The organism is Pontibacter sp. CAU 1760 (assembly GCF_054482735.1).
This window is the reverse complement of sequence record NZ_JBTLRL010000003.1, coordinates 97129-120748: the sequence shown is the minus strand read 5'-3', so window position 1 is coordinate 120748 and position 23620 is coordinate 97129. Positions and strand designations below refer to the sequence as shown.

The 23620-nt window shown below is 52.4% G+C and carries 21 protein-coding genes; 7 read left to right on the top strand and 14 right to left on the bottom strand.

What is annotated here, in order from left to right; genetic code table 11:
- Nucleotides 1-71: 71 nt before the first annotated feature.
- Both ACXYMU_RS05360 and ACXYMU_RS05355 read right to left on the bottom strand, forming a co-directional pair.
- Complete coding sequence (locus ACXYMU_RS05360) at nt 72-587, bottom strand: hypothetical protein (RefSeq protein ID WP_458985333.1); 516 nt, start codon at nt 585-587, stop codon at nt 72-74.
- A gap of 110 nt (nt 588-697) precedes the next feature.
- On the bottom strand, nt 698-1675 hold the full coding sequence (locus ACXYMU_RS05355) for a polyprenyl synthetase family protein (RefSeq protein WP_458985332.1): 978 nt from the start codon (nt 1673-1675) through the stop codon (nt 698-700).
- Between the two features lie 290 nt (nt 1676-1965).
- On the opposite strand from ACXYMU_RS05355, the gene ACXYMU_RS05350 reads away from it, so the two are divergent.
- The 3 genes from ACXYMU_RS05350 (at nt 1966) to ACXYMU_RS05340 (ending at nt 4274) form a co-directional block, all read left to right on the top strand.
- A complete protein-coding gene (locus ACXYMU_RS05350) occupies nt 1966-2811 on the top strand; it encodes an alpha/beta hydrolase family protein (protein ID WP_458985331.1) in 846 nt (281 codons plus the stop codon).
- Nucleotides 2804-3289: a 2-amino-4-hydroxy-6-hydroxymethyldihydropteridine diphosphokinase gene (gene folK / locus ACXYMU_RS05345; protein ID WP_458985330.1), complete on the top strand. Its 486-nt coding sequence runs from the start codon at nt 2804-2806 to the stop codon at nt 3287-3289. Before ACXYMU_RS05350 ends, folK begins: the two co-directional genes overlap by 8 nt.
- A 172-nt stretch (nt 3290-3461) precedes the next feature.
- Nucleotides 3462-4274 carry a DUF3179 domain-containing (seleno)protein gene (locus ACXYMU_RS05340; RefSeq protein WP_458985329.1) on the top strand — a complete coding sequence of 271 codons (813 nt, stop codon included), beginning with the start codon at nt 3462-3464 and terminating at the stop codon, nt 4272-4274.
- A gap of 257 nt (nt 4275-4531) precedes the next feature.
- Here the strand turns inward: ACXYMU_RS05340 and fabD are convergent, their stop codons facing one another.
- The 3 genes from fabD to ACXYMU_RS05325 form a co-directional block, all read right to left on the bottom strand.
- Nucleotides 4532-5407: an ACP S-malonyltransferase gene (gene fabD / locus ACXYMU_RS05335; RefSeq protein ID WP_458985328.1), complete on the bottom strand. Its 876-nt coding sequence runs from the start codon at nt 5405-5407 to the stop codon at nt 4532-4534.
- A gap of 81 nt (nt 5408-5488) precedes the next feature.
- Nucleotides 5489-5917, bottom strand: a complete 429-nt coding sequence (locus tag ACXYMU_RS05330; RefSeq protein ID WP_458985327.1) for a thiol-disulfide oxidoreductase DCC family protein — start codon at nt 5915-5917, stop codon at nt 5489-5491.
- On the bottom strand, nt 5914-8667 hold the full coding sequence (locus ACXYMU_RS05325; protein WP_458985326.1) for a T9SS type B sorting domain-containing protein: 2754 nt from the start codon (nt 8665-8667) through the stop codon (nt 5914-5916). The genes ACXYMU_RS05330 and ACXYMU_RS05325 overlap by 4 nt, the downstream gene beginning before the upstream one ends.
- 222 nt (nt 8668-8889) lie before the next feature.
- Between ACXYMU_RS05325 and ACXYMU_RS05320 the strand changes: the two genes are divergently transcribed.
- From ACXYMU_RS05320 to ACXYMU_RS05305, 4 genes are all read left to right on the top strand, one after another.
- Nucleotides 8890-9570, top strand: coding sequence for a succinate dehydrogenase cytochrome b subunit (locus tag ACXYMU_RS05320; protein WP_458985325.1), 681 nt, complete (start codon nt 8890-8892; stop codon nt 9568-9570).
- A gap of 21 nt (nt 9571-9591) precedes the next feature.
- Complete coding sequence (locus ACXYMU_RS05315; RefSeq protein ID WP_458985324.1) at nt 9592-11526, top strand: fumarate reductase/succinate dehydrogenase flavoprotein subunit; 1935 nt, start codon at nt 9592-9594, stop codon at nt 11524-11526.
- A gap of 149 nt (nt 11527-11675) precedes the next feature.
- Entirely contained in the window at nt 11676-12428 is a 753-nt protein-coding gene (locus ACXYMU_RS05310; RefSeq protein ID WP_458985562.1) for a succinate dehydrogenase/fumarate reductase iron-sulfur subunit, read from the top strand.
- 161 nt (nt 12429-12589) lie between these two features.
- Nucleotides 12590-13114, top strand: coding sequence for an NADPH-dependent FMN reductase (locus ACXYMU_RS05305; protein ID WP_458985323.1), 525 nt, complete (start codon nt 12590-12592; stop codon nt 13112-13114).
- 103 nt (nt 13115-13217) lie between these two features.
- Here ACXYMU_RS05305 and ftsZ read toward each other — a convergent pair whose 3' ends face one another.
- The 9 genes from ftsZ to mraY all read right to left on the bottom strand — a co-directional run bounded on the left by ftsZ (nt 13218) and on the right by mraY (nt 23586).
- Nucleotides 13218-14771: a cell division protein FtsZ gene (gene ftsZ / locus ACXYMU_RS05300; RefSeq protein WP_458985322.1), complete on the bottom strand. Its 1554-nt coding sequence runs from the start codon at nt 14769-14771 to the stop codon at nt 13218-13220.
- Nucleotides 14772-14794: 23 nt separating this feature from the next.
- A complete protein-coding gene (gene ftsA / locus ACXYMU_RS05295; protein ID WP_458985321.1) occupies nt 14795-16114 on the bottom strand; it encodes a cell division protein FtsA in 1320 nt (439 codons plus the stop codon).
- Nucleotides 16115-16125: 11 nt separating this feature from the next.
- On the bottom strand, nt 16126-16776 hold the full coding sequence (locus tag ACXYMU_RS05290) for a cell division protein FtsQ/DivIB (protein ID WP_458985320.1): 651 nt from the start codon (nt 16774-16776) through the stop codon (nt 16126-16128).
- Nucleotides 16777-16876: 100 nt separating this feature from the next.
- A complete protein-coding gene (murC, locus tag ACXYMU_RS05285; RefSeq protein ID WP_458985319.1) occupies nt 16877-18286 on the bottom strand; it encodes a UDP-N-acetylmuramate--L-alanine ligase in 1410 nt (469 codons plus the stop codon).
- Nucleotides 18283-19395 (bottom strand): undecaprenyldiphospho-muramoylpentapeptide beta-N-acetylglucosaminyltransferase, encoded by a 1113-nt coding sequence (gene murG, locus ACXYMU_RS05280; RefSeq protein WP_458985318.1) that lies wholly within the window; start codon nt 19393-19395, stop codon nt 18283-18285. The genes murC and murG overlap by 4 nt, the downstream gene beginning before the upstream one ends.
- The gene (locus ACXYMU_RS05275) at nt 19388-20554 is read right to left on the bottom strand and encodes an FtsW/RodA/SpoVE family cell cycle protein (protein ID WP_458985317.1); all 1167 of its coding nucleotides are present in this window, start codon (nt 20552-20554) and stop codon (nt 19388-19390) included. Before ACXYMU_RS05275 ends, murG begins: the two co-directional genes overlap by 8 nt.
- A 30-nt stretch (nt 20555-20584) precedes the next feature.
- Nucleotides 20585-21928 (bottom strand): UDP-N-acetylmuramoyl-L-alanine--D-glutamate ligase, encoded by a 1344-nt coding sequence (gene murD / locus ACXYMU_RS05270; protein ID WP_458985316.1) that lies wholly within the window; start codon nt 21926-21928, stop codon nt 20585-20587.
- 31 nt (nt 21929-21959) lie between these two features.
- Nucleotides 21960-22316: a four helix bundle protein gene (locus tag ACXYMU_RS05265; RefSeq protein ID WP_458985315.1), complete on the bottom strand. Its 357-nt coding sequence runs from the start codon at nt 22314-22316 to the stop codon at nt 21960-21962.
- Nucleotides 22317-22365: 49 nt separating this feature from the next.
- On the bottom strand, nt 22366-23586 hold the full coding sequence (gene mraY / locus ACXYMU_RS05260) for a phospho-N-acetylmuramoyl-pentapeptide-transferase (RefSeq protein WP_458985314.1): 1221 nt from the start codon (nt 23584-23586) through the stop codon (nt 22366-22368).
- Nucleotides 23587-23620: the final 34 nt, after the last annotated feature.

The following is a 23620-nucleotide window of genomic DNA, read 5'->3' as shown; positions in this document are numbered from 1 at the left end:
GGGTATAAAAATCAGCAAAGGCTAATATAAAGAACCTCATGATTCAGACCAATACTTTTCGTAGAACAGCTTTAGTTCTTTACGTAGCGCTGCACCATTGGCGGCAACATGGTGCACTCCATCGAATCGGAATAGTTGCCGTCATCAAAGACCAGCATCAGGCGCACGGCATCCTCATACTTGTTTTTGCTTTGGTTCTCTTTGGGGCATCCGTAATTCACGTCAAACATTACCGGGAGCAGGAAAGGCTTACTCTCCACGGCCTTACCGTTTACCTGTTTGGGCAGCCAATGCCCACTGGTAGTCATAACGGTTTGCTTTAGCGTTTTAGCTATCACAGAAGGCGTGTTCTGTGTGCAGGCTACTTTCTTCACTTTCCCGTCGGCCCCCACTACAAAGCGCACAAACGTAACCGAATTAACACATAGCTTAGAAAGTTCATATACATCAGGCAGCATGTTCTCGGCAATGAGTTGGGTGGGATGCTGGTATTTCTCATGCACAAAGACAGGTTCGTGGCTTTGGGAAAACACGGCAAAAGGGCACAGCAACAGCACGAAGCTCGCCAACAGGAGGGCATTACGCATAAATAATAGGTGTTATAACAACAAGCTTATATAGCAATATAACCAATGTTAGACCTGCTACTGCAAAACGCCCAAAAAGGTTCAGATTGTTTGCGCTGGTTGTTAAAATACTACTTTTCGCGTTCTATGGTATAGGCGATCAGTTGTTCCAGGGAGCGGCGCGAGGGAGACGCCGGGAAGGTATTCAGAATGGCCAGGGCCTCGGCATGGTAACGGTTCATCACCTCGATGGTATAGGCAATACCGCCGGACTCTTTCACGAAGTCGATCACGTACTGTACCCGCCTGCTATCGCCGTTGTTGTTTTTAACATTATAGATCACCTTGCGCTTGGTCAGCCAGTCAGCCTCCTGCAGCGCATGGATCAGCGGAAGCGTCATTTTCTTTTCCTTGATATCGATGCCAACCGGCTTACCTATCTCGGCAGTCCCGTAATCGAACAGGTCATCTTTGATCTGGAAAGCGATGCCTACTTTTTCGCCGAACAGGCGGGCCTTTTCCACATCTTCTTTGCAGGCCCCCGCCGAGGCGGCTCCCACGGCACAGCAAGATGCAATAAGGGAGGCGGTTTTCTGCCGGATAATGTCAAAGTAAATGTCTTCAGTGATGTCAAGGCGGCGGGCTTTCTCAATCTGCAGCAGCTCGCCCTCGCTCATCTCCTTCACCGCATTCGACACGATCTTGAGCAGTTCGTAATCATCGTTTTGCAGCGAGAGCAGCAGGCCTTTGGAGAGGAGATAATCACCCACTAACACGGCGATCTTGTTTTTCCAGAGGGCGTTGACCGAAAAGAACCCGCGGCGGTAGTTGGCATCGTCCACCACGTCGTCGTGCACCAGCGTGGCGGTGTGCAGCAACTCGATGAGGGCCGCACCCCGGTAGGTCGCCTCACTGATGGCGCCGTTAAAAAGCTTGGCCGAGAAGAACACAAACATGGGCCGCATCTGCTTCCCCTTGCGCTTCACGATGTAGCTCATGATCCGGTCCAGCAGCAGCACCTTCGATTTCATAGAGGCTCTGAACTTCTTCTCGAAAAGCTGCATTTCCGGCGCAACAGGCGCTTGTATTTCCTTTAGGCTAATGCTCATGTGTTAAGACCGCAATATTACTACCTGCCAAAGTGGTATCCAAACGTGTCGTTGCGAATCGGCGTTATATTATATAGAAATTGTTAAATTGCCCGAGAGTCTGGTTGTTGCCTGCTGGATGTAAGTAGCCTTTCCCGGCACCGTGAACGTATGGCTGTAAACCGACTGAACAACACTGTTTTTTATCAACCACTACATTACGCTGTTGTTCAGCGGATAAACAATCTGCTTTGCTTCGGCACTACAGCGCCACTTAACAAACAGCTCAAAGCCACCAACCCACAGAAAAAATGAAAGTTGATTTTGTAGTATACCCTGACCACGGCCGCCCTTTCACCGCCGATGCTACGTACTGGCCCGACAGCCAGCCCAAACCTATCGTGATCTTTGCGCACGGATTTAAAGGCTTTAAAGACTGGGGACACTTCAACCACCTGGCTACCTACTTTGCCAAGCATGGGTTTGTGTTCATCAAGTTTAACTTTGCCTACAACGGCACCTCCGTGGACGACCACTCGGACATGCACGACCTGGAGGCGTTCGGGTTGAACAATTTTACGCTGGAGCTGGATGACATGCAGGCGCTGGTAGAGTTGCTGCACAGCGAGAACCCGCCGATCCAAACAAAAGAACTGGACCTGAGACGCATCTACCTGGTTGGCCACAGCCGGGGTGGCGGCGCCGTTATCCTGAAAGCCGCCGAGGAGCCGCGCATCAAAGCCGTGGCTACCTGGGCCGCCGTGAACCGCTACGACAACCGCTGGGACGAGCTGCACATGGGTGAGTGGAAAGAGAAAGGCGTACAGTACGTGCTGAACGGGCGCACCGGCCAGCAAATGCCGCTGTATTACCAGATCGTGGAGAATTTCATCGAGAACAAATACCGGCTCGATATACCTACCGTGGTGAAACGCATGCAGCAGCCACTGCTTTTATTGCACGGTGAGCAAGACGAGACGCTGCCCACCCAAATGGCCCTGGACCTGAAGAGCTGGAAGCCGGATGCCGAGCTGCACTTCCTGCCGGATACCAACCACTCGTTTGGCGGAGAGCACCCCTATGCGCCAGAGGAACTTCCGGCGCCTGCAAAAGCTGCTGCTGACCTAACAATTGATTTCTTCCGGAGACATGCCTAGGCTATACCTCCTGCTGGGCGGCAACCTTGGCAACCGCGCCGATTACCTGCAGCAGGCCCGCGCGCGCCTTTCTGAGCAGATAGGCCCTACCACCAATGCCTCGCGGCTGTACGAAACAGCGGCCTGGGGCAATACGGAGCAGCCTAACTTCCTGAACCAGGTGCTGGAGCTGCACACCGCGCTGACGCCGGAGCAGGTGCTGCAAACGGTCAACCAAATTGAGGCGGACCTGGGGCGAGTGCGGCAGGAGCACTGGGGTGCCCGCGTCATCGACATCGACATCCTTTTTTATGACGCCCTGGTGCTGCAAACCCAGCGCCTGACGATTCCGCACCCGCAACTGCACCTGCGTCGCTTCACGCTGCTGCCGCTGGCCGAATTGGCCCCGGACCTGCAGCACCCGGTGTTGAAACTTAGTGCAGCACACCTACTGGCGGCTTGCCTCGACCCCTTGGAGGTATGGGAGTTTAAGGCATAAGCGGGGGGTATAGCAGCTAACCGGAGTCCTGGGTGGCCTTGCTGCAAGTTCTATCTGGCACGGCTGCCGTTCACTTCCTGTAACTTACTTCTCTATTTTGCCAAAGGTAGACGAGATTGGGAACTGCCTCCGCATACGGCCACGTTGTTTAAGAACCACGCACATGTTCTTTATGAAGCCACTAAGTATACTGCTGATGGTACTGCTTGCCGCCTGCAACTCGCATAGCGTGAAGCAGACAGACCACATCGCCTCGCATTCCCAGCAAACGAAACAACCACTGCGGCCCCTTGCGCTGCAAGACGGGAAGTTTTTTTCCGGGCAAGGTAAGCAGCTCCTTTACGGTGGCCCGTGCGACTCCGACCACTTTGATGTCAGTAACCTGGAGCTGAAAAAAGAGCAGTTTCATTATGGCTTGGGGCGTGAGGCATTTCCGGCACTGCTCCAGCCTGCATTCATATCCGTGGCAGAGGCAGACCGGCTGTGGCCGAACAACGCGCGCTTTCTGGTAGCGCACGCCGGTGATGAGGTGAAAGCCTATGCCGTGCAGGATCTGATCCGGCACGAGGTCGTGAACGATGAACTGAACGGGCATCCGATCATGGCGGCATATTGTATCTTAGCGGATTTGGGCGCTGTATACAAGCGCCAGTACGGCGATGAAGTCCTCACCTTTGCCTTGAGTGGCTATACCTATTATGACCCAGCGATCTGGAACGGGCTTGACGCTTTTGTGCTGTGGGACCGTGAGACAGAAAGCCTATGGTGGCCCTTGGTAGAGAAAGCAGTGTCTGGCCCCTTGAAAGGTGTGCGCCTGCAGGAGCTTGATAAGGCACATTGGGAGGACACGAGTTGGAAAGAGGTTAAAAAACGATACCCGCAGGCACAGGTGCTGCAATCGGGGCAGGATTTTGAGCGGCCAACCAACTGGCCTAAATCCGTTGATATCCCTTACCTACTGGCAAACTTTCGCTCAGGTAAGTAGCATACAAAATTTTGTCAGGCTACCAGCTTTTCAGGTAACCGCGACTTTGGCTCGGCTTTTCTGTGGCGGAACATCCCTAGCACGAGGAGCAGCAGCGTTTTATTTTCCATAGTCTAGGAGGGATCAGGAAGAGAAAATATAAAACATCACGCTTCAGCGCCTCACTTCAGGCAAAAGTATCAGCCAGGGTAAAAAAAGCAAACGCCCGCTCCGGCTCATGGCCAGGGCGGGCGTTATACTTTGGCAATCGCTAACTGTTACTCCGCAGAGCTCACTTCGGCGTTGCGGTCAATTTTCTTCACCAGTCCCTGCAGCACTTTGCCCGGTCCGCACTCCACAAAATGCGTCGCGCCGTCGGCCAGCATCCGCTGCACCGACTGTGTCCAGCGCACCGGGGCGGTCAGTTGCTTGATCAGGTTCTGCTTGATCTCACTTGGGTCGGTATGCGGTTTGGCATCCACGTTTTGGTAGATAGGGCAAATACCCTCTGAGAAGGTGGTTTCCTCAATCGCCTTCGCCAATTCTTCTTCGGCTGGCTTCATTAGCGGCGAGTGGAATGCGCCACCCACCGGTAGCGGAAGAGCACGCTTGGCACCGGCCTCCTTCATCTTCTCGCAGGCAATCTCGATGCCTTTGTTAGAGCCTGAGATCACGAGCTGACCCGGACAGTTGTAGTTGGCCGCCACTACTACTTCGTCAATAGAAGCGCACACCTCCTCCACTTTCTCATCTTCCAGGCCAAGTATGGCGGCCATGGTAGAGGGGTTTGCCTCGCAGGCAGCCTGCATGGCCAGCGCACGCTTCGACACCAGGCGTAAACCGTCCTCAAAGCTCAATACCTTGCTGGCAACAAGGGCAGAAAACTCACCTAAAGAGTGGCCTGCCACCATTTCGGGGCTAAATTCTTGAGCTACGGCAGCTTGTGCCACCGAGTGCAGGAAGATAGCCGGTTGGGTCACTTTGGTCTGCTTCAGCTCCTCATCCGTGCCGTTGAACATGATCTCGGTGATGTTGAAGCCAAGAATCTCGTTTGCCTTGTCGAACAGATTCTTCGCCTCTTCGTGCTGCTCATACAGGTCTTTGCCCATGCCTACAAACTGAGAACCCTGCCCCGGGAAAACATATGCTTTCATTTGATATTTTGTTTAATAGTGTTCGTTTATCTTTCTTCATTAAGTTAGATGGTATGGGCACAGGCCCTGCACCAGCTCTTATCAAGCTACAAACTGCGCCCTTTGTGCCGGGCTGGGTAGTAGGCAGGCTTCTGTGCGTCCCGCTATCCGGTAGCGGTTTCTGGCTATCAGGCGGTACACAAAATCGCGGAAAGATAAAGGAATAATGCGGAAAACAGCAAGTATGGCGTACGGAAAATCGAGGTGGCGGGCAATGCGCAGGGCGGCTTCTGACTCTGTGTGAAGCTGTCCGTTTTCATAAAAGACAACAGAATCCGGTAACGCAGCGGGCCTCAATTGGGGCGGCACCAGTGCCTCCAGCACCCCCGACTGCAGGGCTGCGAAGTGTAGCGTGCGGTGCTTGTTGTGCCGCAACAAAAACTGTACGCTACCCTGGCAGAAACCGCAGGTGCCATCGTAAAAAACGATGGCTTTCTGCTTTAGCTGCTGTATATCCGGTTGGTCTGTCATCGCACAATCTCCACCCATCCTTTGTATGTGGCCCGGGCCTGGCTTGGATCCAGGGTATGGAACTCTACTTCGGCTTCATAAAAGTAGGTGCCGTCCGTCAAACGGTTTCCGTCCTGGTCTACACCCGCCCAGTTGATGGACAGCTGGTCTCCGCCGCGCTGCGCATTCAGTTCGTACACCTTCACGCCCCAGCGGTTGAAGACTTTAAACTTCATGCTGCGGATAAACGCAGAGCCGGAGGCCGGCCGGAACACATCATTCCGGCCATCGCCGTTTGGTGTGATGATGTTCGGCAGCAGGAAGGAGATACAGTTATCCTTGCATACCTCGTTGCTGAAGGCACTCTCTCGTCCTGCTTTGTCCGTCGCTGTCACCACATAGCAGCCTGCAAAAGACTCCAGCCCCTGGTGCAGGAAGGTGGTTTCAGTGGTAGTACCCAGCGAAACATACTCTGCATCAAGCGAAGGCTTGAAGTACACGGTATAGAAATCAATCTCATCGGTACAGTCGCCGGTTATTTGCGGCACCCATGTCAGGGTGTTGGTATACGGCGGCTGTTGCGGATTTCTGTTAAAGGCGGCGCAGTCGAGCTGGTCGATGCTCAGTTGCGGCGCGCATATCTGCAACGGCAGCTGGCCGCAGGCTTCCTGGCTACGGTTAACCAGCGGGCTAGGCAGCCCGGCAATATCGTAAGATCCCACGGTTTCCACCACATAGCAGTACTGCTGGCCTCTTGCCAAGTCTGTGCTTTGGTCTGTATAGCTTCCGCTGGTAGCAGTGGCCCCCACGCTGGCGATCAGTTGGAGCGGCCCGTTGCCGGTTCGGCGGTAAATGCGGTGCTGGGCTTTCCCGTTGTCCCAGGGCACCTGGTAAGTCCAGCTCAGGCTGAATGCCGGCTGGTCGTTGGCCACTTGTGCTACATTCAGCCGCACACTGGAGGCTTCAGTGCTTTCTCGGAGCTTGGTAGGCTGCCCTGCTGGCGTCTCGGCCAGGTACAGTTCCAGCTTATACCGGTAGGCCTGCGCTAATGTGTTAAGGCGTTGGTCTATAAAAGTAGTATCCGCGATATTGCGGCTTCTGAAAACCTCTGTGAACCCAGCGCCCGGTTCCTGCCCTACTTTGCGCAGCAGGCGATACTCCAACGGTAAAACCGGCAGCTGAAAATCAGGCTGTGTCCAGCGTACCGTGATCTGCCCGTTGGTTGCATCCGTTCTATCTACCGTCACGTTGGTCAGGTAAGGGATGTCGCGTTCCACACCCACACAGGCCTCGTTGGAGGCAAGGCTCTCGCCACGGCCCGGAGCCGGGAAGGCGGCATAGATAATATAGCAGTACTCTACACCAGCCTGCACCTTGTCGTCCACAAACGTATTGACTGAGCCTGCAGGCACCTGGCCAATCAGGGTATAGCCAGTGGAGGCTGGCACACCCGTCTGGCAGACATCTGGCACAAAGCCCGAAGGGCCTTCGCGGCGGTAGATGCGCATGGTTTGGGCATTGGCACAGGTATAGGCATCCCAGTTGAGCGTAACACTGCCTTGCCCTCCTGTGGCCACCAGATTTTGGGGTGCTGGCCCTATCACTTTAATGTTCCAGGGCTGTACGTCTGTCAGCCGGGTTTCTGCGGGTGGCCGGACATCCTCTGCCCTGAAAATCACTTGGTAAGGTTGCTCACGCACATCCTTGCAAGCAGTTTGCCACTGCAGGATGCCAGAGGCCCTGCCCGGCTGCCGTTGGGTCTGGCTAAAGGTGGCAGGCGGCACGATACCGGAACCAGCCACTGTGATGTCAATCAAATCGTTATCGGGGTCAGTGGCGCGCACCGTGCCGCGTAGCAAAGTTCCTGCTACCACACACGTATCGCGGGGCACCAGCACTGGCGGTCGGTTAGGCGTTTCCTTCACCAAGATCTGCATGTCGCGCACCACCTCTCCAAGTTTCACGGCACCGCCGTTTGGCGACACACGCCATTCTTCCACCACGAAAGCCACGTTGTATTCGCCCTTTACGCAGGGAGCGTTCCAGGTGAGCTGACCGGTTTGCTGGTCCAGGGCAAGCGTGGCGGGGCCGGAACCATCTGAGGTAGTACAGTTGGCATTGCGGAAGGTAAGGTGCGGGAGGCTATAGCCCGGCACAACCGTTATCCGGCCCTGGGCATCCTCGTAGCGCGGCACAATCAGCTTAAAGGAAAGGCTGTCGCCGTCGGCATCGAAGGCACCGGGGTTGTGCACGAACCTGCGGCCTACCGCTGCCACGTCTATTGGGGCCACCGTCAGCACCGGGGTACTGTTAAAGCCGCGAAGCGCGTTGATGTTAACTACTGTTTCGATATAAAACGACCGCTGGTCAGATGGCGGGGCCATGTTCAGGATGTCGTTGTTTCGGTTTACCCCGACCCACGATACCCGGTGGGTTCCATCTGCGGGGAAGGTATACTCCCATTGGTATACCTCGCGGTCGGTCTCGTTGCCAATGTCTGTTACGGATTTGCGCGGCACTTCCAGCACCACACCGCCCCCCATGTTCATAAACACTACCGGATCCTCGGCCGAAGAGGCCTTATCGGTATAGATCGTCATGGTGAAAAAGAAGCGGCGGGGGTTAGGGTTTGGGGTCGTATCGCGTTTTGCGGTGATGTCACCTGCCCGGATGTGGGTGGCCTGCGCCTCTGAGAGGCAGCCCATCACCACAAACAGCAACATCATCAGGGAGACGCGCAGCAAATACCTCGACGGTAGACTATATGGCATATTCCTAGGGTTAGTCGGTAAATATAGGCAATTAATTAACTTCTGTTTTTTGATTTTATTCTTAACAAATAGAAGTCTGGTAGGTTAACATTATATAGCTTTTTCAGGTACGCGAAGCAATTTAGATTGATTCAAAATATGCTATTTATATTGGTTTATATAGGGTGCGCATGTACCTTTGAGAATTAAAAAGCTTATCAACTTAACCTATAACTAATACAGATGAATTGGTTTACTAAAACGTTCTCCAGTACCATGGGGCGCAAAATCGTAATGTCGATTACGGGCCTTTTTCTGTGCTCTTTCTTAGTAGTACACCTGATCGGTAACCTGCAGCTCTTTAATAACGACGGTGGGGAGTCATTTAATATATACTCCCACTTTATGGGTACTAATCCCATTATCCGCACGATGGAGATTGTTTTACTGGCTGGTTTCCTTTTTCACATTTACGATGCTATCGTGCTGTCGCGCAAAAACAAGGCAGCCCGCCCGGTTGGGTATGTAAATAACCACCCCGAGCAGAACAGCACTTGGTCTTCACGCAACATGGGCCTTTTAGGCACGGTTATCTTGGTTTTCCTGATCATCCACCTGTGGAACTTCTTCGTGCCGGCACGCTTTGGCGGCCTGGAGGGTGTTGTAATTGAAGACGTGGAGTATGATAACCTTTATAGCCGTGTGGTAGAGTCATTCCAGATCTGGTGGTATGTGGCCATTTATGTGATTGCGATGGTAGCGCTTGCCTACCACCTGATTCACGGTTTCCAGAGTGCGTTCCAGACCCTAGGGCTTGACCACAAGAAATACACGCCGTTCATCCAGATGTTTGGCTATGCCTTCTCGGTTATCGTATGCCTGGGCTTTGCCATCATCCCACTCTACTTCTTCTTCTTAAAATAATAACTAATTGATATAGTTGCTATGATATTAGATTCTAAAATCCCGGAAGGCCCGATAGCGGAAAAGTGGGATAAGCATAAATTTGATGTGAAGCTGGTGAACCCGGCTAACAAGCGTAAATATGATATTATTGTAGTGGGCACGGGTTTGGCTGGTGCCTCCGCTGCTGCTACATTCGGTGAACTGGGGTATAACGTAAAGGCTTTCTGCTTTCAGGATACGCCACGACGTGCGCACTCTATTGCTGCCCAGGGCGGTATAAACGCCGCCAAAAACTACCAGAACGACGGTGACTCTGTTTTCCGTTTGTTCTACGACACGGTTAAAGGTGGTGACTACCGCTCACGTGAGGCAAACGTTTACCGCCTGGCGCAAGTGTCTGTCAACATCATCGACCAGTGCGTGGCGCAGGGTGTGCCTTTTGCGCGTGACTACGGTGGGCTATTAGCTAACCGCTCGTTTGGTGGTGCGCAGGTATCGCGTACGTTCTACGCCCGTGGCCAGACCGGACAGCAACTGCTGTTGGGTGCATACTCAGCCCTGAACCGCCAGATCGCTTACGGCAAGGTGAAGATGTACCCACGCACCGAGATGCTGGACCTGGTAATGGTAGACGGCAAAGCCCGCGGTATCGTGGTGCGTAACCTGATCACCGGTCAGATCGAATCGCATAGTGCACACGCGGTGGTATTGGCGACGGGCGGCTACGGAAACGTGTTCTTCCTGTCTACTAACGCGATGGGCTCTAACGCAACGGCGGCCTGGAGAGCACACAAGAAAGGCGCTTTGTTCGCGAACCCTTGCTTTACCCAGATTCACCCGACCTGTATCCCGGTATCCGGCGAGTACCAGTCTAAACTCACGCTGATGTCGGAGTCGCTTCGTAACGACGGCCGTGTATGGGTTCCGAAAACAGTGGAGATGGCACAGCGCCTGCGTAAAGGCGAGATCACGGTAAACGACATTGCGGAAGAAGACCGTGATTACTACCTGGAGCGCAAGTACCCTGCCTTTGGTAACCTGGTGCCGCGCGACGTGGCTTCCCGTAACGCCAAACTGGTATGCGACGAAGGCCGTGGCGTAGGTTCATCCGGATTAGCGGTATACCTTGATTTTGCAGACGCCATCAAGCGCGAAGGCCAGCCGGCAATCGCTGCGAAGTACGGCAACCTCTTTGAGATGTACGCTAAAATCACGGACGAGAACCCGTATGAACGCCCTATGCGCATCTACCCTGCGGTACACTATACCATGGGAGGCCTGTGGGTTGATTATAACCTCATGACCAACATCCCTGGTCTGTACGCCGCCGGTGAGGCGAACTTCTCTGACCACGGTGCAAACCGACTGGGAGCTTCTGCCCTGATGCAAGGTCTGGCAGATGGTTACTTTGTGTTGCCATACACCATTGGTGACTACCTGGCGAAAATGCCTTATGATAAAGTAGCGACGGATCACCCGGCCTTCAAGGAGGCGGAGCAAGCGGTTATCTCCAAAAACAACCAGTTGCTTTCTATCCAGGGAACACGCACCGTAGATGATTTCCACAAGCAGCTCGGCTTGATCATGTGGGACCACTGCGGTATGGCCCGAAACGAGGAAGGCCTTAAGTTTGCCAAGCAGGAAATCGCGAAGCTGCGCGAGGAGTTTTGGAGTAATGTAAAGGTGACGGGTGTTGGCGAAGAACTGAACCAGACACTCGAAAAAGCCAACCGTGTCGCCGACTTCATCGAACTTGGCGAACTGATGGTAGAGGATGCGCTGAACAGAAGAGAGTCGTGCGGTGGTCACTTCCGTGAGGAGTCGCAGACGCCTGAGAACGAAGCCCTGCGTGATGATGAGAACTATGCATACGTAGCGGCCTGGGAGTTTACTGGCGTGGGCAGTGCCCCGATCCTTCACAAAGAGGAACTGGAGTTCGAGAACGTGAAGCTGACGCAGCGTAGCTACAAGTAATTGATAAATAATTAAAAATTAGAAATTAAAGATTAGAAATGAATGCTACTACCAGATTAGGATAAGCGTCAGGTCTAATGATTTCTAATTCATAATTTATAATTTCTAATTAAAAAGAGATGGCTGGAAGTAATCCAAATGCTAAACCGATGGACTTGACACTGAAGGTTTGGCGCCAAAAAAATAGAGATACAGCAGGTCAGCTGGTAACATACCCCCTGAAGGGCATTTCTCCGGATATGTCTTTCCTGGAGATGCTCGACGTGCTGAACGAGGACCTGAGCGTACGCGGAGAGGAGCCTATTGCCTTCGACCATGACTGCCGCGAGGGTATCTGCGGTATGTGTAGCCTCTTCATTAACGGTCGTGCACACGGCCCGGAGCGCGGCACCACTACCTGCCAGTTGCACATGCGCCACTTCAACGACGGCGATACCATCACGATTGAGCCTTGGAGAGCCGCTGCTTTCCCGGTGCACAAAGACCTGGTGGTAGACCGCTCGGCTTTTGACCGCATCCAGCAGGCGGGAGGCTACATCTCCGTGAACACGGGTGGTGTGCCGGATGCCAACGAGATCCCGATCCCGAAATCCATTGCTGACAAAGCGTTTGATGCGGCGACCTGCATCGGTTGTGGTGCCTGTGTAGCGGCCTGTAAAAATGCTTCAGCCATGCTGTTCGTATCCGCGAAGGTATCGCAGCTGGCCATGTTGCCACAAGGCAAAACAGAGCGCAAAACACGTGTGGAGAACATGGTGGCGCAAATGGATATTGAAGGCTTCGGTGCCTGCACCAACACAGGTGCCTGCGCGGCCGAGTGCCCGGTTGGCATCTCCTTGGAAAACATCAACATGCTGAGAAGAGAATTTATCTCCGCCAAAGCAACTTCAGAGAACATCTAAGTTAGATGGCATTCAGATAAAGGCGAGGGCAGCATCCACTGTTCTCGCCTTTTCTGTTTCAAGGGGATACCACTTTTACGGCTTGCCATCCTAAGATTTTATACCTATCCTGTTAACATAGTGCGCGCGCAGCTGTTAGCAGTAGAAACCTTACTATACGCATGATCACACTCATATCAGGTACTAACAGGCCCGACTCCAGATCCAGAGCCATTGTAGACTTGTATGCCAGCCTGCTTGACAAGAAAGGCGAGGCTTATCAAATACTAGACCTGGCGGATCTGCCAGCCGACTTTACCGCTTCGGCGATGTATGACAATACTGGCCGGAATGAGCAGTTCAACCAGTTGGCAGAGAAAGTAATTTCCGGCGATAAGTTTGTAATTGTGGTGCCGGAGTATAACTCGTCCTTCCCGGGTGTCCTGAAGGCCTTTATCGATGCTCTTAGCTATCCGTGCCCATTCCAGAACAAGAAAGGAGCACTGATTGGCTTGTCATCGGGGATGCAAGGCAGCGGCCTGGCCCTCAGCCACCTCACCGACATCCTTAACTACCTGGGTATGCACATCATGGCCATGAAGCTTAAGCTGGCCCACATCGAGCAAAACTTTGATGGAACACTCATCACAAACAAGCTATACAACGAACTATTGGAGCAACATGTAGAGCAGCTCATCAAATTTTAACTGACTATACACGCAGCAACTGCCCAACCAACCATACCTAAAAGCAAAGGGCCTGCACAGATGATGTGCAGGCCCTTTGCTTTTTATGCTTTCAAGCTTTGGCTTAGTCCACGTTATCGTGCAGGAAGCGGTTATCGCCTAATATCTCGTTGTCATCGTTCAGGTTGAAACGCGAAATGTTGCGCTCCGATGAATGCGACACACGATCCAGGGCCACGTTGCGACGCAGGTAAGCTGGCGTGTCCAGTTTCTCCTTGATCGCTTCAGAGGAGTTCTCCAGGCTAAGCAGGCGCAGGCGTTCCTTGCGCTCTTCAGCGCGGCGAACCATTAGTTCACGCTCTGAGGCCTTTCTGGCTTCTTCATCATGGGTGCGTACGGCGCGTTCTTCCTCATGATGAAAATTGGAAGGGCTCTGTGTATAGTCATCCTCGAGCACGAAAACCCTTGGCTGTGGCGCTTGTTGCTGCGGCTGCTCCGGCCGACGCATCGGTTCGAAAGTAGACTGCTGCGGTGGCGGTGTTTGCTGCGTTGGCTGCGGTGTTACCACTGGTGCTGGCGCAACAGGGCGCGGCACGAAAGAGGCAACCTCCTGCGCTGGCTCAGGCTTTGCCGGCTCAGCTACTTCAATTTTTTTTTGGCTATCCAGGTCAAAAACCGTTTTCTTCGGCTCAATGATGCTTTCGGCATCACTGGCAAAGCCTGTGGCAATAACCGTCACGCGGATGCTCTGACCCAGTGAGGAATCGATGCCGTGCCCGAAGATGACTTCCGCCTCCTGTCCAGCTTTGTCCTGGATGTATTCCGTGATCTCAGTCAGTTCGTCCATCTCCAGTTCCGCCTGTTCCCCAGACATAATCGAAAGAAGGATTTTCTGCGCCCCGTGGATATCAGTGTTGTTCAGCAAAGGAGATGAAAGCGCCTCTTCTGCAGCACGCAGGGCACGGCCCTCGCCCTCTGTGGTGGCAGAACCCATCACTGCCGCACCAGAGTCTTTCATAACCGTTTTAACGTCTTCAAAGTCGACGTTTACCTCGGCTGTAACTGTAATAATTTCAGCAATAGATTTAGCAGCAGTTGTGAGTACGTTATCAGCCTTGGCGAAAGCCTCCCGGATGGTCAGGTTACCGAACATCTCGCGCAGCTTGTCATTGAGGATAACCAGGATCGTGTCGCAGTTCTCGCTCAGTTCCTTCACGCCGTTCTCCGCAGCGGTTTTCTTTTTCTTTCCTTCGAAAGCAAAAGGAGCCGTTACGATGCCCACAGTCAGGATGCCGAGTTCTTTGGCTACTTTGGCAATCACCGGAGCGGCACCTGTACCGGTACCACCGCCCATACCCGCCGTGATGAAGACCATCTTGGTGTCTGAGCTCAGCATCTCCCGAATCTCTTCCTTGCTTTCCAGGGCGGCGTGCTTGCCTTTTTCAGGGTTTGCGCCGGCACCCAGGCCTTCGGTCAGGTTCTGGCCGATGGGCAGTTTGTTCGGGACGCTGCTGCTCTTCAATGCCTGGGCATCGGTGTTACAGATGATAAACTCAACGTCCTTGATACCTTGGCTATACATGTGGTTCACAGCATTGCTACCACCTCCCCCAACGCCAATTACTTTTATAATAGACTTACCGCTGGCTGGCAAGTCAAACGTATACATTGAACTCATGCTAATTTTCCTGCTCTAATGGGTTAATAACTTTGTTTGTTGTCGATGTCGTCAGATAAAAAGCCTTTCAGCTTTTGCAGCAGGCCACCACTGGTGCTGCCTCCATTACTGGTTCCTTTAGGCTCTGCTTGTGGTTTGTTATGGTATACTGGCTGCTCTATTACGCCTGTGTATCCCTCCGCACGCTGGTCAAGCGGTTGATACCCGGCAAGCACCAATCCCACACTCGTGGCATACATTGGGCTCTTCACCGCGTCGATTTTTGACCTGCCCAAGTGCTCGTTCGGGTAGCCGATGCGGGTATCCATGCCGGTGATGTACTCTACCAGTTGCACCAGGTTCTGTAACTGAGATCCCCCTCCCGTTACCACAATGCCACCGGCCAGACTGTTGGCATACCCCGACCGGACAATCTCTGCATAAACCAGCTCCACGATCTCCTCCATGCGGGCCTCGATGATGAATGCCAGGTTTTTCAGCGAAATCTCCTTCGGCGTGCGGTCCCGCAAGCCAGGTATAGAAACAATCTCGTTCTCTGACGCCTCGTTGGCGATAGCCCTTCCGAACTTCACCTTTAGCTGTTCTGCCTGGTTTTGCATCACCATGCAGCCCTGCTTGATATCGGAGGTGATGATATCCCCTCCGAAAGGTAAAACTGCCGTGTGCCGGATTATATTGTCTTTGAAGATGGCTAAATCGGTCGTGCCGCCGCCAATGTCTACCAAAGCTACCCCTGCTTCCTTCTCCTCATCGCTCAGCACAGACATGCTGGAGGCAAGCGGTTCCAGAATCAGCTGGTCAATCTCAAGGCCTGCCCGCGACACGCACTTGTTGATGTTGTTGATGGCGTTTGACTGTGCCGTGATGATGTGGAAGTTGCCCTCCAGGCGCACCCCGGACATCCCAACTGGGTCCACAATTCCTTCCTCGTAGTCAACCTTGTACTCCTGTGGCATTACATGGATGATCTCGCTCCCCGGCGGAGTTACCAACCGGTACATGTCGTTTGTGAGGCGATTTACATCGTCTACCGTGATTTCATGGTCAGTCACTTGGCGGGTGATGCTGCCATTGTGCTGCAGGCTCTTGATATGCTGCCCTGCAATACCCACGTTTACTACGCCAATGTTAATGCCTGATTGTTCCTCAGCCTGACGAATCGCTTTTCGGATGGCTTCAACTGTTTTATCGATATTGCTGACGATGCCGCGTACTACCCCTTCCGAGACAGCCTTGCCCATGCCCAATATCTCCAGCTTGCCAAACTCATTTTTACGACCTACAAGTGCGCAAACCTTGGTGGTGCCAATATCCAAGCCTACTACTATTTTGTCGTTCTGCATATCTTTCTATGTTATTCGCAAATAATCTGATCTTCGTATTCCACGTTAACTCTCTTGTAGCGGTCCCAGCCCATGGTGGGCAGCACCTCCTTGTAAAAGATCATTAACTTTTTGAATTTCTGCTCCACCCTTACAGGCTTGCCAAACTCAATGGTGTGCTCACCTACCTGCGGCAGGAAAGAGACTTCCCCAACACCGTTTATGTGCATTTGGGCAATTTGGGCCTTCCAAAACTGGTCGTTCTCAATAAACGCCAGCAACGAAAGGTAAGAATGGCCTATAGAATCCTGAAAGAATCCTTTGTCAGACGACTTGATAAGTGCTGACTTCGTTATGGGGATTACACGAGCGGTATATCTGTCCGACAGGGGCAGTATGTTTCCCTCTGCGTCAATGTAGACATCCTGTTGATTTGTTCGTATAATTCGCGCTATAGGCCTTGTCTGTTTTACATGTACATGTACATTACCATCCAACCCCCTTGACACCTCCGCATCCTTCACAAATTTGTTTGCTTCAATGCGCTTTTCCAGGTTCTTCAGGTCAATTTCTTGGTTAGCCAGGCCCTCTAATTTCCGCTCCCCTTCACGTGTGAGCAGGTCTCGTACTTCCTTATCCCCAATAAAGTAATTATTGTACTCATTATCAATTTTAATTGACACTTTTTCACATACTTTTTCATTCTGCCGCGAAGAAGCAAATGTTGCTAAAGCGCCCATTGTAGCCATGCTACAACCTGCAAAAATTAAAGATTTTATTTTACTATTCAAGCCCATCGCCGTTATTTTCTAAAAAATTTCTCAGAGGCTTTACAAGCGTGTCAATGTCACCGGCACCAACTGTGGCCAAAACGTCAAAATCGAGGTTTTTGGACAGTTTTTCCAGTAAATCGTCTTTATGCACAAGCATTTTTTCGGAGGCATTTACTTGGTCCAAAATGATGTCAGAAGTCACTCCCGGTATGGGTTTCTCCCGTGCGGGGTATATATCCAGCAATATTAATTTATCTGCCTTGCTTAAACTCTCCGCAAACTCGTTTGCAAAGTCCCTGGTACGGCTGAAAAGGTGCGGCTGAAATATCACTAAAATTTTCTTATTTTTATATAGCGCCCGCAGCGAAGTCATGAAAGCGTCTATCTCTTTGGGGTGATGCGCGTAGTCGTCGATGTATACTTTGCCATGGCCCTCGTACACAAATTCGAAGCGCCGCTTCACCCCAGTAAAAGTCTTTACTCCTGCTCTTATCTTACTCTCCGGAACCCCTAGCGCCTGGGCTGCCAGCGTAGCCGCCAAGGTGTTTTCTACGTTATGGAAACCTGGTACTCCCAGGCTAAAACCGTTCATGTTTCCGAATGGGCTCACCGTGTCATACTCAAACCATCGGCCGTTTATTTCCAGCTGCTGGGTATGCGCTTGCCCCTGCTCCAAGCTATACTTGATTACGTGCACACCTTGCTGCACATGATCGGTGAGGCGTGGGTCCGTGCTTTCATGGATAAACAGGTAGCCGCCCGGCTTAATTTGGCTTATGAACCGCTGAAAAGTGCGGATCAGTTCCTCGTTATCCCCATAAATATCTAAATGGTCTGGGTCTGCGGACGTTACAATGGCAATATCCGGGTACAGTGTCAGGAACGATCGGTCATACTCATCGGCCTCCACCACAATCACCTCTTTCTCGGAAGTGCCTTTGCTAACCAGCAGGTTTGAGTTGAGGTTGGTGGCGATTCCGCCCAAAAAGGCAGAGCAGTCTACCTCGGCCTGGTGCAAAAGATGCGCGACGATGGAGGAAGTCGTGGTTTTGCCATGGGTGCCGGCCACAGCTACGGTATAAGCCGCTGCAGTGATGATCCCCAATACTTCAGATCTCTTTTTGATCGTGTAGCCGTTCTCTTTCAGGTAAGCCCACTCAGCATGGTCAGCGGGTATGGCGGGGGTCAATATGACCAACGTCTCCTGCTTGTGCTGCAACACCTCTTGTGGCAATTGGTCCACAGCATCCTCATAGTGCACCACAATACCTTCCTGCTCCAATGCCTCGGTTAGGGTGGTGCGGGTTTTATCATAGCCCAACACCGGAAAACCCTTGGCTTTGAACCATCGGGCAATGGCGCTCATGCCGATGCCGCCAATGCCTAAAAAGTAGATATATCGGTAGTCCTCCAGTTTCACTTGATTAGTTTTAAAAGCTCGTTCACAATATCGGCGGCGGCGTCCGGCCGGCCCATTTTCAGGATGTTTGCCTGAAGGCGCTTCTGCTCCTGCTCATCTTCGGCCAGTTGCAGCGCAGCCGGCACCAACTTCTCTTTCGCCTCCGCATCCCGCACTAACAGGGCCGCGTGCTGCTCTACCAAGGCCATCGCATTTTTCGTCTGGTGGTCTTCCGCCACATTCGGCGATGGCACCAGCAGCGATGGCTTGCCCGCGAGGCATAGTTCTGAGATAGACAAGGCCCCTGCCCTGGAAATCACAATGTCGGCGGCGGCATAGGCCAGGTCCATCCGCTTGATAAAATCAAACGCACGCACATCCTGCGCCTTGTATTTTTCTTCCAGTGCCTGTGCCTCCGGGTGGTATAACTTGCCGGTCTGCCATACCAACTGATGGCCCGCCTCCAAAATCTGAGGCAGCCCGGCAGCGATGCTGTGGTTGATGGTGCGGGCGCCAAGGCTCCCGCCGATGACCAAAATGGTCTTCTTGTTGCCAACCAAGCCAAAATGCTGCAAAGCCTCCTGCCGTTTCTGCTGGCTGTCCATAATGTCGCTGCGCACCGGGTTTCCTGTCAGAACCAACTTTTCGGCCGGGAAGAACTGCTGCATGTTGGGATAAGCCACACACACTTTGTTCACCCGCTTGGCCAGCAGCTTGTTGGTAATGCCGGCATAAGAGTTCTGCTCCTGGATGAGCGCCGGAATCTTACGCGCGGTGGCGGCATACAGCAGGGGTCCGCTGGCATAGCCCCCCACGCCCACCACGGCATCGGGCTTGAATTCCTGTATGATTTTGTGCGCTGCCCGAATGCTGGAAAACACCTTGAATGGAAAGGAGAGGTTATCCAGGGTCAGGCGGCGCTGCAACCCGCTGATCCACAGGCCCACGATTTTATACCCCGCTTCCGGCACCCGTGTCATCTCCATGCGGCCCTTCGCCCCGACAAACAGAATCTCTGTCTCCGGGTTCACAGCCTTGAGCTGGTTTGCGATGGCTACCGCCGGGTATATATGCCCGCCGGTACCGCCCCCGCTGATAATCACGCGATATGGTCGGTTTGGCTTAGGCATGGATCGGTGTATTAATTGGTTTGTTCACGGTAGTGGCCATGGCATTTCGCGACAGGTCATCCTCATTTCGGCTCACACTTAGGATAATCCCAATAGAAATTCCGGTAAAGATCAGGGAGGTACCTCCCATACTGAGCAGTGGCAAGGGCAAACCCGTGATTGGGCCTAGCCCCACGGCCACAGCCATGTTCACCATACCCTGTAGTACCAGGCTGAAGCTAAGACCGGCAGAAAGCAGGCCCCCGAAAGCACCGTTGCTTTTGCTAACCGTTACTAACCCGCGGTATAACAGCGCCAGGTACATAAATAAAACCAAGAGCCCGCCAACCAGCCCATACTCTTCCAGGATGATCGAATAGATAAAGTCGGAGTAAGGATGTGGCAGGATGTCGCGTTGGTCGCTGTTTCCGGGGCCTTTGCCCATCACACCGCCCGTTGCAATGGCTATATAAGACTGCTCTAACTGGAAAGGCACCTCATTGGGGTCCATAAAGTCCTGCACCCGGCTGATGGCCGTGTCCATACGCTGCCCAGCGGCCAGTCCAATACCGCCCGCCACAATACCAACCACCACTACGCCTGCCAGGTATTTCATTGGTACGCGGCCAATAAACATCAGCAACAAACAAGTAGCAAAAAGCAGCACGGCCGTCGAGGTGTTGGTCAGGGCAATGAATGCACAGATGACTATTGTCCATCCGAAAATTGGCAATAAGGTCCCTTTAATGTCATGCAATACCTGCTGGCGCTTCGAGAGCATGCTGGCCAGGTATGAGATAAGCGCCAGTTTGGCTAAATCCGAAGGCTGGAATGTCTGGTTGATCACCGGAATCGTGATCCAGCGCGAGGCTTCGTTGATGTTCGATCCGTAGAAAAAGGTAATGATCAGCAGTGGGGCCGACAGGATAAGGGTAATCAGGGAAAGCTTAGAGTAATAGCGGTAGTTGATTTTGTGTGCCGCCCACATAAATGCCAGACCGACGATGATCAGGAAAGAGTGCTTGAACAGGAAATACTCGGTATTTCCCTCCATCTTTTTATAGGCCAGTGTGCCGGTTGCAGAATACACCACCGCCACGCTGATCAGCGAGAATATGATCACGATGCCCCATAAGACGGCATCTCCCTTCAGGTTTTTCTGTAACCACTGCTTTATCATAAACCTTTGGCTTCGGCTATGTTATTCTTCTTATTTCTTCAGCACTATCTTCTCTACAGCTTCTTTAAATCGCTGCCCACGGTGTTCGTAGTTGTTAAACAGGTCGAAACTGGCACAGGCCGGCGACAGCAACACCACGTCACCGGGGGTTGCCAGCGAGCGGCTCAGGCGCACCGCATAATCGATGGAGGTGGTTTCCGCCAGGATAGGCACTACCCTGCCGAAGGCCTGCTTCAGCTTTTCGTTGTCTTTGCCCAGGCATACCAGCACCTTCACCTTCTCGCGCGCCAGCTCTACCAGGCTGCTGTAGTCATTGCCTTTGTCCACGCCTCCCGCTATCCAGATAATGGGCTGCTTTATACCCTCTAGTGCGTACCAAACTGCTTCCACATTGGTCGCTTTGGAGTCGTTGATGTAGGTTACCTCTTTGGCCACGCCTACTTCCTGCAAACGGTGGTCGGCATTTTGGAAAGTCTCCAGGGTCTGCGCGATCACCGCGTCCTCCACCTGCATTAACTTGGCCACCGCCACGGCCGCCATCGTGTTGTACTGGTTGTGCTTCCCGATCAGGCTTGACTTGGAGGTATCCACTGTCCCTTCGTAGAACTTCACATCCACTTTTATATCCTGTCCTTCGAAGTATACCTTTCCTTTGCCTGCCCCTTGCAGGGAGAAAGGCACGGCCGTACCGGCAAAGTTCTCGGTATGAAAAGCGTTGGCGATGTTCTGGTCATCGGCGTTGTAGAGGAAGAAGTCTGCACCGGTCATGTTCTGGGCGATGCGCAGTTTAGAGGCAGCGTATTTCTCCATGCTGTAGGCGTAGCGGTCCAGATGGTCAGGCGTGATGTTGGTGAGCACTGCAATGTGCGCCTTGAACTGGTACATGTTGTCCAGCTGAAAGCTGCTCAGCTCCACCACGTAGTAATCATACTTGTTGTCGATCACCTTCTCAGCCAGGCTTTCCCCAATGTTTCCGGCCAAGCCCACATTCAAACCAGCGCTTTTCAGCAAATGGTAGGTCAGAAGCGTAGAGGTCGTCTTGCCGTTTGTACCCGTGATGCAGATAAACTTCGCATCGGTATAACGGCCGGCAAACTCTATCTCTGAAATGACCGGTATCTCTCTTTTGGCTGCTTCTTGTACAATTGGAGCTTTATCAGGAATGCCAGGACTTTTAATGATTTCATCTGCGTTTAGTATTTTGTGAGTAGTGTGTGTTTCTTCTTCAAAAGGAATGGCAGCAGTGGCCAGCTTGGCCTTGTACTGCTCTTTAATCTTACCCATATCCGATACAAACACGTCGAGCCCCTTTGCCTTTGCCAGCAAAGCGGCTCCTACTCCACTCTCTCCTGCCCCTAGTATCGCAATTTTCATAGTTCGTTGTTTGTTATTCGTTGTGCGCGTATTAGAGCTGCCTAAAATACTTGATTAACCCGTTCAACATTTGCTTACAACTTATTATCAGTTCCAAGGCTTCTGCCAAAGTAGCTGCATTTAGATAGTTCAAATCAGTTGCAATGTAAAGCTGTGTTTCCAGTTCGTATAAAGACCCTCTGCCTATATAAAAAAACTGTATGGCATCTTTTGCATGTTGTCTGCCACAGCCTTCTGCTATGTTTGATGCCACTGACACTGCCGCACGTCGCATTTGGCTTGTCAAACCGAATATTTCCTCTTTCGGAAATAACTTCGTAATGCTATACACCTGACTTGCCAATTCTCTGCTTTTTTTCCAGACATCAAGCCCTTTATAATCTTTCATCGTAAACTTTCTCTCGATAAACGATCAACAGAGAACGATTAACCTTCTCCTATCTCAGTTTCAAGGTTGCCAGTGTCAGGATGGCCAGCATGATGCCGATAATCCAGAAACGGCCCACGATCTTCGACTCATGGTACCCGGACTTCTGGTAATGGTGGTGCAGCGGCGACATCTTGAAGATGCGGCGCCCCTCCCCATACTTCTTCCGGGTATATTTAAAGTAACTCACCTGCAGCATCACCGACAGGTTCTCGATCAGGAAGATACCGCACAGGATCGGGATCAGCAGCTCCTTGCGCACGATCAGGGCCAGCACCGCGATGATTCCCCCAATCGCCAGGCTGCCCGTGTCGCCCATAAATACCTGCGCCGGGTACGTGTTATACCACAGGAAGCCCACACAGGCCCCCACAAAGGCCAGACAGAAGATGGCCAGCTCGCCGGAGTTGGGTATAAACATGATATCAAGGTAGTCCGCGAAAATGGTGTTACCCGAAACGTAGGTGAAGATGGCCAGCGTCATGCCGATGATGGCAGAGGTACCTGCTGCCAGCCCGTCGATGCCGTCTGTGATGTTCGCGCCATTGGAAACCGCCGTGATGATCAGGATTACAAACGGGATGTAGAGGTAGCAGGACCAGTCCTGGAAAAGCGGCCCCGCAAACGAAAACAGGTTGCAGTAATCGAGCTCGTTGTTCTTGCGGAATGGGATGGTGGTGATCATGCTGTGCACGTCCATGTACTTTCTGGAGGCGTTCACGGCAGAAGTAGAACCGTCGCTGAAGATATATTGGCGTACCACCACATCATCGTTGAAATATAGTGTGAGGCCCACGATCAGTCCCAATCCAATCTGGCCAAGGATTTTAAAGCGGCCCGCCAGTCCTTCTTTGTTCTTTCTGAAGATCTTGATATAGTCATCCAGGAAACCGATGAGCCCCAGCCATATGGTAGATACCAGCATCAACAGGATGTAGATGTTATCAAGCCGTGCGAAAAGCAAAGTAGGCACTAGGATAGCCAACAGGATGATGAGTCCGCCCATCGTTGGGGTTCCCTTTTTCTCCAGCTGCCCTTCCAGGCCAAGGTCACGGATGCTCTCGCCCACCTGCTTGCGCTGGAGGACCTTTATCAGCTTCCCGCCAAAAATCATGGCGATCAACAGCGACACAAGCGTAGCCATACCTGCCCTGAACGAGATGTATTGGAATACACCTGCACCGAAGAAGTCATACTCGCGGTCGAGGTATGTGAAGAGGTAGTAAAGCATTAAATCGTAATCGGTTTCCTTTGGCTAAAAATCA

Excerpts from the sequence above, each read along its gene's own strand:
- ftsZ (WP_458985322.1), bottom strand. The coding sequence starts at position 14,771 with ATGAGTTCAATGTATACGTTTGACTTGCCAGCCAGCGGTAAGTCTATT.
- fabD (WP_458985328.1), bottom strand. The coding sequence starts at position 5,407 with ATGAAAGCATATGTTTTCCCGGGGCAGGGTTCTCAGTTTGTAGGCATG.
- ACXYMU_RS05315 (WP_458985324.1), top strand. The coding sequence starts at position 9,592 with ATGATATTAGATTCTAAAATCCCGGAAGGCCCGATAGCGGAAAAGTGG.
- ACXYMU_RS05360 (WP_458985333.1), bottom strand. The coding sequence starts at position 587 with ATGCGTAATGCCCTCCTGTTGGCGAGCTTCGTGCTGTTGCTGTGCCCT.
- ACXYMU_RS05330 (WP_458985327.1), bottom strand. The coding sequence starts at position 5,917 with ATGACAGACCAACCGGATATACAGCAGCTAAAGCAGAAAGCCATCGTT.
- ftsA (WP_458985321.1), bottom strand. The coding sequence starts at position 16,114 with ATGCAGAACGACAAAATAGTAGTAGGCTTGGATATTGGCACCACCAAG.
- ACXYMU_RS05350 (WP_458985331.1), top strand. The coding sequence starts at position 1,966 with ATGAAAGTTGATTTTGTAGTATACCCTGACCACGGCCGCCCTTTCACC.
- ACXYMU_RS05325 (WP_458985326.1), bottom strand. The coding sequence starts at position 8,667 with ATGCCATATAGTCTACCGTCGAGGTATTTGCTGCGCGTCTCCCTGATG.
- ACXYMU_RS05355 (WP_458985332.1), bottom strand. The coding sequence starts at position 1,675 with ATGAGCATTAGCCTAAAGGAAATACAAGCGCCTGTTGCGCCGGAAATG.
- ACXYMU_RS05320 (WP_458985325.1), top strand. The coding sequence starts at position 8,890 with ATGAATTGGTTTACTAAAACGTTCTCCAGTACCATGGGGCGCAAAATC.
- ACXYMU_RS05310 (WP_458985562.1), top strand. The coding sequence starts at position 11,676 with ATGGACTTGACACTGAAGGTTTGGCGCCAAAAAAATAGAGATACAGCA.
- folK (WP_458985330.1), top strand. The coding sequence starts at position 2,804 with ATGCCTAGGCTATACCTCCTGCTGGGCGGCAACCTTGGCAACCGCGCC.
- murG (WP_458985318.1), bottom strand. The coding sequence starts at position 19,395 with ATGCCTAAGCCAAACCGACCATATCGCGTGATTATCAGCGGGGGCGGT.
- ACXYMU_RS05305 (WP_458985323.1), top strand. The coding sequence starts at position 12,590 with ATGATCACACTCATATCAGGTACTAACAGGCCCGACTCCAGATCCAGA.
- ACXYMU_RS05340 (WP_458985329.1), top strand. The coding sequence starts at position 3,462 with ATGAAGCCACTAAGTATACTGCTGATGGTACTGCTTGCCGCCTGCAAC.
- murD (WP_458985316.1), bottom strand. The coding sequence starts at position 21,928 with ATGAAAATTGCGATACTAGGGGCAGGAGAGAGTGGAGTAGGAGCCGCT.
- mraY (WP_458985314.1), bottom strand. The coding sequence starts at position 23,586 with ATGCTTTACTACCTCTTCACATACCTCGACCGCGAGTATGACTTCTTC.
- ACXYMU_RS05275 (WP_458985317.1), bottom strand. The coding sequence starts at position 20,554 with ATGATAAAGCAGTGGTTACAGAAAAACCTGAAGGGAGATGCCGTCTTA.
- ACXYMU_RS05265 (WP_458985315.1), bottom strand. The coding sequence starts at position 22,316 with ATGAAAGATTATAAAGGGCTTGATGTCTGGAAAAAAAGCAGAGAATTG.